13 protein-coding genes are annotated in these 13,745 nt (G+C 59.2%); 7 read left to right on the top strand and 6 right to left on the bottom strand.

The genetic code is table 11. The features are described 5' to 3' along the window. Positions 1-878: 878 nt before the first annotated feature. Positions 879-1,433, top strand: coding sequence for a hypothetical protein (locus EC919_RS07290; protein WP_243842214.1), 555 nt, complete (start codon positions 879-881; stop codon positions 1,431-1,433). 170 nt (positions 1,434-1,603) lie between these two features. On the opposite strand, the gene EC919_RS07285 is transcribed toward EC919_RS07290, so the two are convergent. Both EC919_RS07285 and EC919_RS07280 read right to left on the bottom strand, forming a co-directional pair. After that, the gene (locus tag EC919_RS07285) at positions 1,604-2,821 is read right to left on the bottom strand and encodes an argininosuccinate synthase (protein WP_007938916.1); all 1,218 of its coding nucleotides are present in this window, start codon (positions 2,819-2,821) and stop codon (positions 1,604-1,606) included. A 130-nt stretch (positions 2,822-2,951) separates the two neighbouring features. Continuing rightward, complete coding sequence (locus tag EC919_RS07280; protein ID WP_133772544.1) at positions 2,952-3,938, bottom strand: flagellar protein MotY; 987 nt, start codon at positions 3,936-3,938, stop codon at positions 2,952-2,954. Between the two features lie 144 nt (positions 3,939-4,082). Between EC919_RS07280 and pyrC the strand changes: the two genes are divergently transcribed. The 4 genes from pyrC to bfr all read left to right on the top strand — a co-directional run bounded on the left by pyrC (position 4,083) and on the right by bfr (position 7,322). Beyond that, on the top strand, positions 4,083-5,129 hold the full coding sequence (gene pyrC, locus EC919_RS07275) for a dihydroorotase (RefSeq protein WP_133772542.1): 1,047 nt from the start codon (positions 4,083-4,085) through the stop codon (positions 5,127-5,129). Beyond that, positions 5,126-5,803, top strand: coding sequence for a ribonuclease T (gene rnt / locus EC919_RS07270; protein ID WP_133772540.1), 678 nt, complete (start codon positions 5,126-5,128; stop codon positions 5,801-5,803). Before pyrC ends, rnt begins: the two co-directional genes overlap by 4 nt. Before the next feature lie 623 nt (positions 5,804-6,426). Continuing rightward, the gene (locus EC919_RS07265) at positions 6,427-6,645 is read left to right on the top strand and encodes a bacterioferritin-associated ferredoxin (protein ID WP_133772538.1); all 219 of its coding nucleotides are present in this window, start codon (positions 6,427-6,429) and stop codon (positions 6,643-6,645) included. A 200-nt stretch (positions 6,646-6,845) separates the two neighbouring features. Beyond that, the gene (bfr, locus tag EC919_RS07260; RefSeq protein ID WP_065992554.1) at positions 6,846-7,322 is read left to right on the top strand and encodes a bacterioferritin; all 477 of its coding nucleotides are present in this window, start codon (positions 6,846-6,848) and stop codon (positions 7,320-7,322) included. A 76-nt stretch (positions 7,323-7,398) separates the two neighbouring features. Here the strand turns inward: bfr and grxD are convergent, their stop codons facing one another. The 3 genes from grxD to EC919_RS07245 all read right to left on the bottom strand — a co-directional run bounded on the left by grxD (position 7,399) and on the right by EC919_RS07245 (position 10,403). Then, positions 7,399-7,728 (bottom strand): Grx4 family monothiol glutaredoxin, encoded by a 330-nt coding sequence (gene grxD / locus EC919_RS07255; RefSeq protein ID WP_074888979.1) that lies wholly within the window; start codon positions 7,726-7,728, stop codon positions 7,399-7,401. A 116-nt stretch (positions 7,729-7,844) separates the two neighbouring features. Continuing rightward, positions 7,845-9,953 (bottom strand): molybdopterin oxidoreductase family protein, encoded by a 2,109-nt coding sequence (locus EC919_RS07250; protein WP_133772536.1) that lies wholly within the window; start codon positions 9,951-9,953, stop codon positions 7,845-7,847. Between the two features lie 147 nt (positions 9,954-10,100). Then, positions 10,101-10,403, bottom strand: coding sequence for a hypothetical protein (locus EC919_RS07245; RefSeq protein WP_133772534.1), 303 nt, complete (start codon positions 10,401-10,403; stop codon positions 10,101-10,103). 450 nt (positions 10,404-10,853) lie between these two features. On the opposite strand from EC919_RS07245, the gene argF reads away from it, so the two are divergent. Together argF and EC919_RS07235 are read left to right on the top strand one after the other, a co-directional pair. After that, complete coding sequence (gene argF / locus EC919_RS07240; protein WP_133772532.1) at positions 10,854-11,774, top strand: ornithine carbamoyltransferase; 921 nt, start codon at positions 10,854-10,856, stop codon at positions 11,772-11,774. Continuing rightward, on the top strand, positions 11,771-12,850 hold the full coding sequence (locus EC919_RS07235) for an ABC transporter ATP-binding protein (RefSeq protein WP_166650504.1): 1,080 nt from the start codon (positions 11,771-11,773) through the stop codon (positions 12,848-12,850). The genes argF and EC919_RS07235 overlap by 4 nt, the downstream gene beginning before the upstream one ends. A 73-nt stretch (positions 12,851-12,923) precedes the next feature. On the opposite strand, the gene EC919_RS07230 is transcribed toward EC919_RS07235, so the two are convergent. Beyond that, on the bottom strand, positions 12,924-13,712 hold the full coding sequence (locus EC919_RS07230; protein WP_133772530.1) for a PhzF family phenazine biosynthesis protein: 789 nt from the start codon (positions 13,710-13,712) through the stop codon (positions 12,924-12,926). Positions 13,713-13,745 lie beyond the last annotated feature (33 nt).

Here is a 13,745-nt window from a genome sequence, read left to right as displayed (position 1 = left end):
ATAGCTCGCTTTGTCCTAAGGTTGTTCGACGACCTGATTGCTCCACCGACCTGTTTGAAGGTCTGGAAAGCCAGGGCTCTCCGTGAGGTTCGGGAAAAATGGGGTTCCTCTTTGAAGCAGTGCACCCGGCTGACGGATTACAGCTCGTTCACGATGTGCGTTAAGGCTTCAGCATATGCCCATCTCACCGGGCTGCCAGCAAACAAAAATCATAAAATATTGCAGGCCATCCGAAGCGCAGACAACCGCACACACTTGGTAAAACTACACAACTGAGCTCGACGAGTTTTATTACATATAAATACTCGAAAGGACCTACAGCGCGTTCAGAAATTTCTGAATAGTCCGGATCAACTTTCAACTGCCTTCACTGATACGCCGACCAGGGGCGGGAGAGAAAGTAACGCCCCTTGACCACCTCCCAACCGGGCGACGCGATTCAATAACCACGGCATCACATCACCCCCTATTAAAACAAAGGGCTGGCCCGCCTTTTACGTAATACTATTCGGCTCATAACATCCAGCACCCTCAAGCCATTCCAGAAAAATACTACATAACTAACGGACTATTATTACCGTAAATAAATTCACCCGAAGGAATAAAAAAACAAACCGCCTATTTTTTGGCTTTTCACTTGCCAAACCTATTACCAGTCGTTACTTTTTGATGAGCGAATGGTTCAACCCACTGTTAGTTAGTGGCTCTCATCACAATATAAGATTACTGCGTATATAAAGGCGGGCGCTTCTTTTGCCAGCAGTCCGTGCGCAGGTCTCTCTTCGGCATCAATAAAGCCATTCGGTGTTTAAACGCTTTTAAGCGTGAACGTCCCGGCAGTGCAGGCTGTTTAGTTGATATGTTCAAAGGAACCTACCATGACCAAGAAAATTAAATACTCCATTGGCGCAAGCAGCGACCCTATCAAACTGGCGGAGGCCGTAGAGCACTACGTTTCCCAGGGCGGCGTCATTAATGTCATTGCAGAAGGAGAGTCGAGGGAGACCGAAGCGTCGCGGCAAATCCGGGACGCCGATCCGGAAGCGGAGCTGTCTACAAAGGTCGATCTTCTCAAGGGGCTTGTTGCCAAGGGAGCAGGTGTCGCCGCGCTGCAATACTCGCTGCGCATGAACCAGAAGGACATCAAGCGCCTGGCCAGCGAGAACGGTCTGAAGATCCGCTGTTGCCAGCCTGTTCGCCGGTCACGCACGTCCCGGCAGAGAGAGCCGGCAACCCTGGACGACGCCACTGCCGGGCATGCCATGCATTACTCGGCGCTGGGTTACACCGTTCCTGAAATCGCTCAACTACTGGGCGTCGGGGTCCGCGATATCCGGGACATCGGCAAAGCCTATCGTTTTGAGTTTCGAACAACTTCGCAGGGGGATACGGCTAAGAGAATCGCCGGGGAGGACACAGATTTGCCAACATGAACGCAGCAAATGCCGCAGAGCGCGATCGCATCATTTACCGCCGGTAAACAGGGGCAATAATCGGCCAGCGTGGGAGCGTGAAGCGGTTTGGATGAATCGCCAGCGGTATGAAGAGGCCAGGTGTAATGAGTGCAGCCCCGAACAGGGCTGCACATCAACCACGACAGCGATCAGAACAACTTGCGGCCCTTGTTCGCTGCAATGCGCATGCGCAATGCGTTGAGCTTGATGAAGCCCGCCGCATCTGCCTGATTGTAGGCGCCGCCGTCTTCTTCAAACGTCGCGATGTTCGCATCGAACAGCGACTCGTCGGACTTGCGACCGGTCACGATCACATTGCCCTTATAAAGCTTCAAGCGCACCACACCATTCACGTGTGCCTGCGAAGCATCGATCATCTGTTGCAGCATAAGACGCTCAGGGCTCCACCAGTAGCCGGTGTAAATCAGGCTGGCGTACTTGGGCATCAACTCGTCTTTGAGGTGAGCGACTTCGCGGTCCAGGGTGATTGACTCGATCGCACGGTGAGCACGCAGCATGATGGTGCCGCCCGGGGTCTCATAGCAGCCGCGGGATTTCATGCCGACGTAGCGGTTCTCGACGATGTCCAGGCGACCGATGCCGTGCTCGCCGCCAATGCGGTTCAAGGTGGCGAGGACAGTGGCCGGGGTCATTTCAACGCCGTCCAGTGCCACGATGTCGCCGTTGCGGTACGTAAGCTCCAGATACTGCGGCTTGTCCGGCGCGTTTTCCGGAGACACTGTCCACCGCCACATGTCTTCTTCATGCTCGGTCCAGGTGTCTTCAAGCACGCCGCCTTCATAGGAAATGTGCAACAGGTTGGCGTCCATCGAATACGGGGACTTTTTCTTGCCGTGGCGCTCGATCGGAATCGCGTGCTTCTCGGCGTAGTCCATGAGCTTCTCGCGGGACAGCAAGTCCCATTCGCGCCATGGCGCAATCACTTTTACGCCTGGCTTGAGCGCATAGGCGCCCAGTTCGAAGCGGACCTGGTCGTTGCCTTTGCCGGTAGCGCCGTGGGAAATGGCGTCAGCGCCGGTTTCGTTGGCGATTTCGATGAGGCGTTTGGCGATCAGGGGGCGCGCGATGGAAGTACCCAGCAGGTACTCGCCCTCGTAGACGGTATTGGCGCGGAACATCGGGAACACGAAATCACGCACGAATTCTTCGCGCAGGTCGTCGATGTAGATTTCTTTGACGCCCATGGCCTGCGCCTTGGCGCGCGCTGGCTCGACTTCTTCGCCCTGACCCAGGTCAGCGGTGAAGGTCACCACCTCGCAGTTGTACGTATCTTGCAGCCACTTGAGGATTACCGAAGTATCCAGACCACCGGAATACGCGAGAACTACCTTGTTTACGTCCGCCATGCCATCACTCCAACGCGTTGTACGGAAAACCGACGAGTTTACCGATCACGCGCGGGAATTTACAGTGTCGCGACAGCTTCTGACGACAAAGCGACAGATTCTGTCAGTCAGACGACCTGCCTGATCATCATCAAGAGGCCTTGGCGGGCGTCGTACCTGCCGCTGTAACAGGCGCCGCGCCCGGGGCTGGCGTTGCGGCGGGTCCAGGCAATGGAGCCGGCATCGGAGCAGGCGCTGCGGATGGCGGCACGGCCGGGGTCTGCTGCGCCACACGTTCCAGGTGAATGTTCACCCGGCGGTTGCGCGCGCGATTGGCGTTGTTGGTGTTTGGCGCCAGCGGGTACTGCTCGCCGTGGAAGCGCAGGGTGATCTGCTCTTCCGGGATGCCCTGGGCTTTAAGGTAGTCCATGACCGACAGCGCACGACGCCGCGACAGATCGCGGTTGGTCAGTCGGTTACCGCTGTTATCAGAGTGACCGTCGAGTTCGACGTGATTAACCGTCGGATCAGCCTTCATATAAGCCAACACGGTGTCCAGCTTGCGCTTGGCCGTAGCGTCCAGCTCGATGCCACCGCCGGGGAAGCCGATCTCGGACTGCCGCACTTGCTCGAAATTCATTGGCAACAGCTTGGCCGTACATACTTGGAACTCGCCGTAGGCCTTGCTGAATTTGACCGGCAGCAGACGGACTTCCATGGCGCCGCCGCCATCGCGCAAGCTGTGACGAATCACCGGGCTGCGCCCTTCCATCAGGCCCGCAATCAGGCGCGTAGCCTGGGCCTGGTTGGTATTGAAAGGAGTCTCGCCGCTGTTGACTTTAACGGCGCCAAGATTGAGATCACTGCGACCCGGCTGCCACGGCGCCGCAGCGGCAATCAACATGGCCGAACCGGACGCCAGGCTGTAACCGTTTGCCTTCAGCCGAAACGTCGGCTGCTCACCCGCGCGACGCACGAACTCGCCGGCACCGAAATCAGTGATCGGCTGCGTCAGTCTGCACTCGAACTGATCGCCTTCCACCTTCCACTCAATATTCTCCAGACGGGTCTGGAAGGTGAGCGCCATGGCCGGCAGACTGGCAAACGCGCTGAGCAAGGCTAGATATCGCTGGCGCACGGGAGGCTCCACTAAATTCACGTGTAACAAGATTTATGACTTACACGTGGCTATCGGTAACTTCCCGCAAAACTTGATAGCGAGTGCCTGGAGGAGTCTTTTCCGGTAGCATTCCCAGCGAGTTTGACCCGCCTGGAATCCCCAATGTCCGAACGCCTGACCCTCCTGCGCCCCGACGACTGGCATATCCATCTTCGAGATGGCGCTGTTCTGCCCCACACCGTCGCCGACGTAGCGCGCACTTTTGGCCGCGCGATCATCATGCCGAACCTCGTGCCTCCGGTACGCAACGCGGAGCAAGCGGACGCCTATCGTCAGCGCATCCTCGCTGCACGTCCGCAAGGCAGCCGCTTCGAGCCGCTGATGGTGCTTTACCTCACCGACCTGACGCAGCCCGAAGAGATTCGCGCCGCCAAGGCCAGTGGCTTCGTGTATGCCGCCAAGCTATACCCGGCAGGCGCGACGACCAATTCCGATTCGGGCGTGACCAGCGTCGACAAGATCTTCCCGGTGCTCGAGGCGATGGCTGAAGCAGGCCTGCCGCTGCTGATCCACGGCGAAGTGACCCGCGGCGACATCGACGTATTCGACCGCGAAAAGATTTTCATCGACGAGCACATGCGCCGTGTCGTCGAGCGTTTTCCGACGTTGAAAGTGGTGTTCGAACACATCACCACCGCCGACGCCGTGCAGTTCGTCAATGAAGCATCGGCCAATGTGGGCGCGACCATCACGGCTCACCACCTGCTGTACAACCGCAACCACATGCTGGTGGGCGGTATTCGCCCTCACTTCTATTGCCTGCCGATTCTCAAGCGCAATACCCATCAGGTTGCCCTGCTCGATGCCGCCGCCAGTGGCAGCAGCAAGTTCTTCCTGGGGACAGACTCCGCACCCCACGCGCAGCACGCGAAAGAAGCGGCGTGCGGTTGTGCCGGCTGTTACACCGCGTTCGCCGCCATCGAGCTTTACGCCGAGGCGTTCGAATCACGCAATGCACTGGACAAGCTGGAAGGTTTCGCCAGTCTGCACGGCCCGGCGTTCTATGGCCTGCCGGCCAACACCGACACCATTACCCTGGTTCGTGACGAGTGGACGGCTCCCGCCAGCCTGCCGTTTGGCGAGCTTTCTGTTATCCCGCTGCGCGCCGGTGAAAAACTGCGCTGGCGCCTGCTGGAGGAACACGCGTGAGTGAAGAACATTACGAAGACGAGCAAGAAGGTTCCGGTGGCGGTACAGGATCCCGGCACCCGATGGCGGCCCGTTTTCGCGGTTACCTGCCCGTTGTTGTTGACGTAGAAACAGGCGGCTTCAATTGCGCCACTGATGCGTTGCTGGAAATCGCGGCCACGACGATTGGCATGGACGAGAAAGGCTTTGTCTTTCCAGATCACACCTACTTTTTCCGTGTCGAACCTTTCGAAGGCGCCAACGTTGAAGCGGCGGCGCTAGAGTTCACCGGCATCAAGCTGGATCACCCGCTGCGCATGGCCGTGAGCGAAGAAACCGCGCTGACGGACATCTTCCGCGGCATCCGCAAGGGCCTGAAAGCCAACGGCTGCAAACGCGCGATTCTGGTCGGTCACAATGCCAGCTTCGACCTGGGCTTCCTCAACGCAGCGGTTGCCCGGCTGGACATGAAGCGCAATCCGTTCCATCCGTTCTCCAGCTTTGACACGGCGACGCTGGCGGGCCTGGCGTACGGTCAGACTGTTCTGGCGAAAGCCTGCCAGTCGGCGGACATCGATTTCGACGGCCGCGAAGCCCATTCGGCGCGTTACGACACCGAGAAGACAGCCGAACTGTTCTGCGGCATCGTCAACCGCTGGAAAGAAATGGGCGGCTGGCACGACTTCGACAATTGAGTCGCTGCTGCTAGGCAATGAACGAACCGGCCCAAGTGGCCGGTTTTTTATGGGGTGGGATTGATGGCAGTGACCAGCCTAAAGCCCTAAGCGCCCCGATTGGCCCCTTCCCGGCTAAAGCCGGTCCCACTGATAGACCGCGCGCGCCTGTAGGACCGGCTTCAGCCGGGAAGCTCTTGTTCTGCTTTTGACCATCTTACGCAAAAGGCTCAGTCACCGCAGAACGCGACTTGGGTGCAGGCTGAACGCAGGTCTCGCGCAGTGGGCCGAGCCGCAGGGATGCGGCGAGAGCGCCGTCAGGACACGGATGTCCGTTCGGCGCGGGCCCACGGAGCGAGACCGGAGTGAAGGTATTCCGACGAAGGAAGGGCCCAACCAGGAGCACGGCCTTTTTGGTTACTTTTTCGGCTGTTGGAAAAAGTGACCCGCCGTAAGGGCGGAACCATAATCAGCCCAACCGCCGTTAATGGATACACACACAACCCTCACAAGCGATCAGGCCGATCGCCGTACCTGACCACTCATCGGTAGCCACGCGAAGGAGCCTGAGTAGTTTTGACAAGCATTCTCATTAACATTAGTATCCCTCGCATTGAGCCAATCACTCAGCGACGGTTTCTTATATGTATGTCTGCCTCTGCCAAGGTGTTACCGACGGACAAATCCGTGATGCAATCATGGAAGGATGCTGCAGCTATCGTGACGTCCGCGAGACCCTGGGTGTCGCCAGCAAATGTGGGAAATGTGCCTGCCTTGCGAAGGAAGTAGTGCGCGAAACCCTGACCGAGCTGCAAACCAGCCATGCCGCCCTCGCCTATCCCGCAGAATTTTCAGCTGCCTGAATGACCGCCTTCAAACAAAACCGGACACTGTCCGGTTTTTTTATGCCTTTAATTCAATCGCTTAGCAACAAGATGCGGAACACAAACATTCTTATTCCTATTTATTTTCACTTAGTATTCAATAACTTAGGTTTGACAGAGTTATAGAGGGGGCTCAGACTTGCGGCCTGTATTACCTATACCTTCGACAGGACCCGATCATGAAAGGCGACATCACAGTCATCCAGCATCTCAACAAGATCCTCGGTAACGAGCTGGTCGCGATCAATCAGTACTTCCTGCATGCGCGCATGTACGAAGACTGGGGCCTGAACAAGTTAGGCAAACACGAGTACCACGAATCCATCGACGAGATGAAACACGCTGACAAACTGATCAAGCGCATCCTGTTCCTGGAAGGCCTGCCCAACCTGCAGGACCTGGGCAAGATCCTGATCGGCGAACACACCAAGGAAATGCTTGAGTGTGACCTGCGCATCGAGCGCAAGGGCCACGCCGATTTGAAGGCCGCCATCGCGCATTGCGAAACCGTGGGTGACTTCGGCAGCCGCGAGATGCTGGAAGACATTCTGGAATCGGAAGAAGAGCACATCGACTGGCTGGAAACCCAGCTGGGCCTGATCGACAAGGTCGGCATCGAGAACTACCTGCAATCGCAGATGGGCGAAGAGGACTGATACTCGTCCCTGACACCGCCCAATAAAAAAGCCCCGCGTCTCGGCAGAGAGCGGGGCTTTTTTACGACTGCCCAAATCAGGCAGTGGCGTTTTTCGCAACAGCGGCTTTCACCAGTTCCTGCAGCGAACCGTCAGCCTGCATTTCAGTGATGATGTCGCTACCGCCGACCAGCTCACCACCGACCCACAGTTGCGGGAAGGTTGGCCAGTTGGCGTATTTCGGCAGATTGGCGCGGATTTCCGGGTTCTGCAGGATATCGACGTACGCGAACTTTTCGCCACACGCCATCAGTGCCTGAGAAGCCTTGGCCGAAAAGCCACACTGCGGGGCATTCGGAGCGCCTTTCATGTAAAGCAGAACGGTGTTGCTGGCAATCTGGTCTTTGATCGTTTCGATAATATCCATGGAGCACCTCGGCTAAACTTTACGACTGTATGTGTCGACACGGTGGCGCATTCTAAACGATTCCCGAGCATAACGCTCGGTCTTGGCCTTGATCGCTGCGATGAAGATGATGGCCATCATGCCGCGGCGACAGTGACCGGCACCCCGTTCAACACGGCGTTACCGGAAATCCCGTCCAGTGCCCGCTCGTCAGTCAGGTCATTCGCGCTTTCACCTGGCTGGGCCGTCGCGATCTCCATTTTTACGCCCGGACGACCGTGGCCCCAGCCATGGGGCAGGCTGACGACACCACGCATCATGTCGGTGCTGCCCATCACTTCGACCTCGATCACGCCGACCCGCGAGCTGACCCTGACCCGCTGACCGTCCATCAACCCCCGGCTGAGCAAGTCGTCGGGGTGCATCAGCAACTGATGGCGCGGCTTACCTTTCACCAGGCGGTGGTAATTGTGCATCCAGGAATTATTACTGCGCACATGGCGCCGGCCGATGAGCATCAGGCCATCGGCCTGGGGCGCAGGCTCCCCGGCGAAACGGGCAATGTCAGCGAGAATCAATGGCGGCGCGGCCTGCACCCGCTGGTTCACGGTTTTCAGGCGCGCGGCAAGATTGGGTTTGAGTGGGCCAAGGTCCAGACCGTGGGGATACTGCGCCAGTGTCTCCAGCGACAACTTCAACGGCGAAGCATCGCCATACAGTCCGCCGCGCAAACCGCGATCGACCATCTGCGCCGGCGGCATCGTCGGTTTCAGCTCGCGGCCGGTTTTCAGTGCGAACGCCTGGGCGAGCCCGACAAAGATTTCCCAGTCGTGCAAGGCGCCCTCGGGCTTGGCGAGGATTGCGCGGTTGAACCGTGTGACGTTGCGCACCGCGAACATGTTGAACGTGGTGTCGTAGTGGTCATTCTCCAGCGCGGACGTCGATGGCAGGATCAGGTCTGCGTGCCGCGTGGTTTCGTTGATGTACAAATCGACGCTGACCATGAACTCCAGCCCTTCAAGCGCGGTGTCGAGCTGACGGCCGTTGGGCGTCGACAACACCGGGTTGCCCGCGACCGTAATCAGCGCCTTGATCTGCCCCTCCCCCGGCGTCAGCATTTCCTCGGCCAGCGCGGAAACCGGCAGCTCGCCGCCGTACTCAGGCAGTTGCGAGACGCGACTCTGCCAACGGTTGAAGCTGCCGCCGGAGGTTGACTCCACCAGATCCAGCGCGGGCTCGGTGCACAGCGCACCGCCTGAACGATCGAGATTGCCGGTGACCAGATTGATCAGTTGCACCAGCCAGTGGCACAGCGTGCCAAACGCCTGGGTGGAAATGCCCATACGCCCATAACACACCGCACTTTCGGCAGCGGCGAAGTCCCGCGCGAGCTGCCTGATCTGCTCGGCAGGCACGCCGCATCGAGGGCTCATGGCGTCGGCGTTCATCTCGCTGACGGCCGCGCGGACGTCCTCCAAGCCATCAACCGCAAGGTGGCTTTCTCGGGTCAGGCCTTCGGCAAACAGGGTGTGCAGCACGCCGAACAGAAATGCCGCGTCGCCACCCGGGCGGATGAACAGGTGCTGATCGGCAATGGCGGCCGTCTCGCTGCGGCGCGGATCGACCACAACGACTTTGCCGCCACGGGCCTGGATCGCCCTCAGGCGCTTTTCGACGTCGGGCACGGTCATGATGCTGCCGTTGGACGCCAGCGGATTACCGCCGAGGATGAGCATGAAATCGGTGTGGTCAATGTCGGCGATGGGCAGCAGCAGGCCGTGGCCGTACATCAAATGACTGGTCAGATGATGGGGAAGCTGGTCTACAGATGTTGCGGAATAACGATTGCGGGTTTTCAGCAGCCCGAGAAAATAATTGCTGTGGGTCATCAGCCCATAGTTGTGCACGCTGGGGTTGCCTTGGTACACCGCCACCGAATTCGAACCGTGGCGCTCCTGAATCCCGGCCAGGCGCTCGGCAATCAGCTCAAACGCGGCCTGCCACTCGATTGGCTGCCAGTCGTCGCCAATGCGCTGCATGGGCTGCCGGAGGCGATCGGGGTCATTCTGGATGTCTTGCAGCGCCACGGCTTTGGGGCAGATATGCCCGCGACTGAACGTGTCCTGGGGATCACCCTTGATCGAGGTAATCAGGGTGGTAGCGTCGTCCTGCAGAGTGGTTTCGAGGGTGAGGCCGCAGATCGCCTCGCACAGGTGGCAGGCACGGTGGTGGAGAGTCTTGGTCATCGCCAGTCTCGAGTTTTTATAGGGCGATCAGGCCGATCGCGGATACAAAACTATGGGACCTGTGCAGGCGATGCGCCAGAAATGTCAGCGCCGTGAATCGGGCAGCATCAGGCGAGCCGATAGCTCACCCGATGAAGAAAACGTCACTCAGGAAGCGGCGCCACCGATGGGCGTGACCACCTTGCGCTTCATCTGCACCTCGTGAACCGTTTCGATCTGCTCCTGAGACACCTGGATGCCGGTGAGTTCGCCGATCAGCCGCCAGTGCTCGTCAAGTCCGCCGCTGATGGTTGCCATGCGATCGATCATCCGGCGTCCCGCAGAACGTGTGACCTCGTCTTCGCTGCGCATCAGTTCGAACGACATCGACGTCATGGACGCCGTGAGGTGCGTAAGGGTTCGAGCCGTCAGCCCGAGCAGTTCCGTCAGTTGTTGCTCTTTTGAATCCATTCCCCACCTCTTTTGGAGGACATAAGCGGCCTTTATAACCCACGCCGATGGTTTAGGAAACGTCCGGGTTTCCGCGGCGTGAAGCATGTCGCATAAGGCTGCACAGTGGTTGCGACTGTTGCGAATCGGGCAGTCATCGCGGCGACGCCAAAGAGCGTCACAAGCGACCTGCCCAATCAGGACTAATGCGATGGCGAATGGCCTGCGCAGAATTGTGACTGTAGCACTTCGTTACATGAAAAGCGTCCCGCGAACACCGCTTTTAGGCTACCGAACGTCCGACTACGATTTTCCGTCACGGCGGGCCTTGGCATCAGGCGACATTTTCTTATACCCTCGCGCCTTCCCTATTCGTCGCCCCGTGCGGCTTTCGCCGCAGGTCTCGCCCGTTTTTCCGAAAAAAACCCGGCTTTGAGGATCTGCGGTCTGTTGCAGACAAGGTAGTTAATGATGAGCGCAAGGCACTTTCTCTCGATGATGGACTACACCCCCGCTGAGCTGGTCGGGGTGATTCGTCGCGGCGTTGAGCTGAAGGACCTGCGAAATCGAGGCGTGCTCTTCGAGCCGTTGAAGGGCCGCATCCTGGCGATGATCTTTGAGAAGTCCTCGACCCGCACCCGTGTCTCGTTCGAGGCCGGGATGATCCAGCTGGGTGGACAGGCCATCTTCCTCTCCCCTCGGGATACCCAACTGGGCCGTGGCGAGCCGATTGCCGACGGCGCGCGGGTCATGTCGCGGATGGTCGATGCCGTGATGATCCGCACCTTCGCCCACAGCAACCTCACCGAATTCGCCGCCCATTCCCGCGTGCCGGTGATCAACGGCCTGTCCGATGATCTTCATCCTTGCCAATTGCTGGCCGACATGCAGACGTTCCTCGAACACCGCGGCTCCATTCAGGGCAAAACCGTGGCGTGGATCGGCGATGGCAACAACATGTGCAACAGCTATATAGAAGCCGCGATTCAGTTCGACTTTCAATTGCGGGTCGCCTGTCCCGAAGGCTACGAACCCAGCGCGCATTATATGGCCCTGGCGGGCGATCGCGTGACCCTGACCCGCGATCCCCACGAAGCGGTGAAAGGCGCGCACCTGGTCTCCACCGATGTGTGGACGTCCATGGGCCAGGAAGAAGAAGCCGCCAAGCGTCTGGCCTTGTTCAAGCCGTTCCAGGTCACCCGCGCAATGCTCGACCGCGCGGCTGACGACGTGATTTTCATGCACTGCCTGCCGGCGCACCGTGGTGAAGAGATCAGCGAAGACCTGCTGGATGACCCGCGTTCGGTGGCGTGGGATCAGGCGGAGAACCGGCTGCATGCGCAGAAAGCCCTGCTTGAATTCCTCGTGGCTCCGGCCTTCGCTGCCCCATGAGTCAGCCCCTGCTGCTGACCCTGCATAACCTCGCCTGTGGTTATCAGGACCAACGGGTGGTGCAGAACCTCAATCTGCATTTGAATGCTGGCGACATCGGGTGCCTGCTGGGTTCGTCCGGCTGCGGCAAGACCACCACTTTGCGCGCCATCGCCGGCTTCGAGCCGGTGCACGAAGGCGAGATCACGCTGGCGGGCGACGTCATCTCCCGGGCCGGCTTTACCCTGGCCCCGGAGAAGCGCCGGATCGGCATGGTGTTTCAGGACTACGCCCTGTTTCCGCACCTCACCGTCGCAGACAACATCGCCTTCGGCATCCGCAATCACCCGCGCCAGAAGCAGGTGGTTCAGGAAATGCTGGAGCTGGTCAATCTCGGTGCGCTGGGCACGCGTCATCCCCATGAGCTTTCCGGTGGACAGCAGCAACGAGTGGCGCTGGCCCGCGCACTCGCGCCGGAGCCGCAACTGCTGCTGCTCGATGAGCCGTTTTCAAACCTGGATGGCGAGTTGCGTCGGCGCCTGAGCCACGAGGTGCGCGACATTCTCAAAGCCCGTGGCACCAGCGCGATTCTGGTGACCCACGACCAGGAAGAGGCCTTTGCCGTGAGCGATCACGTCGGCGTGTTCAAGGACGGTCGGCTGGAGCAGTGGGATACGCCCTACAACCTCTATCACGAGCCGGCGACGCCCTATGTCGCCAGTTTCGTCGGTCAGGGTTATTTCATTCGCGGGACAATGATCGATGCCGAATCGGTGCAGACCGAGTTGGGTGTACTGCAAGGTAATCGTGCCTACGCCGGCGCGCGCGGTACCCCGATGGATGTGCTGCTGCGCCCTGACGACATCGTTTATGCGCCCGACAGCCCGATCAAGGCCCGGGTTGCGGGCCTGACGTTCCAGGGCGCGGCCACGTTGTATCGCCTGCAGCTGCCGACCGGCACGCAGCTGGAAGCGTTATTCCCCAGCCATGTGGATCTGCGCGCAGGGGATGAGGTCGGCATCAACGTGTCAGCCGAGCATCTGGTGCTCTTTCCATCCTCGGGCAGCGTTCCGGTGCATCGGGACGTGACGGTCTGAAGGTCTGAAGGTTTGAAGGTTTGAAGGTTTGAAGGTCTGGCATTCTCGATCAGGCACCTTCAGCCCCGTATCACTATCCGAGTATCAACGCGCCGCTGGCCACCAGCGTCGCGTGCCCGCCAATCTTCACGCGCTCACCCTCCAGCCGGCAGAACAGCTCCCCTCCCCGCGCCGACGCCTGATAACCGGTCAAGCTGAATTTGTTGAGACGGGCCGACCAGTAGGGAATCAGGCTGCAGTGCGTCGAGCCGGTGACCGGGTCTTCATTGATGCCGATCCCCGGCGCAAAGTAGCGCGAGACAAAATCGTAGCGTTCGCCGTCACCCTTGGCGGTCACGATCACCCCAGGCCACGGCAACCGCGCGATGGCGGCAAAGTCGGGTTTGCAATCGCGAACAGCCTGCTCGGACTCCAGCACCACAAGCAATTCCGCCGCACTCAGCACGTCGACCACGGCAGTCCCGAGAGCGCGCTCGATTTCCACTGTCACACCCTGCTCGGCGGGCGGCATCGACGGAAAGTCCAGAACCAGCCGATTGCTCTCACGGCTCACACTCAACGGCCCGGATTTGCCGATGAAGTGAATAACCTCGGCCTTCTCGCCGTACTTCTCGAACAGCACAAAGGCGCTGGCGAGGGTCGCATGACCGCACAACGGCACTTCATGGGTCGGGGTGAACCAGCGTATGTGCCAGCCCGGGGCTTCACGGACCAGAAAGGCGGTCTCCGACAAATTGTGCTCCGAAGCGATTTGCTGCATCAATTGGTCGGAAAGCCAGGCGTCAAGGCGGTAGACCATTGCCGGGTTGCCTGAGAACGGGCGGTCGGTGAAGGCATCGACCTGATGGAATTCAAGCTGCATGGAAGGCATCCCCGAGTGAATAGACGCGGCAAC

Source organism: Pseudomonas graminis (genome assembly GCF_004364335.1).
Taxonomy (GTDB): Bacteria; Pseudomonadota; Gammaproteobacteria; order Pseudomonadales; family Pseudomonadaceae; genus Aquipseudomonas; species Aquipseudomonas graminis_D.
The sequence above is the reverse complement of the archived record's forward strand: the minus strand, read 5'-3'. Positions and strand labels throughout refer to the sequence as shown.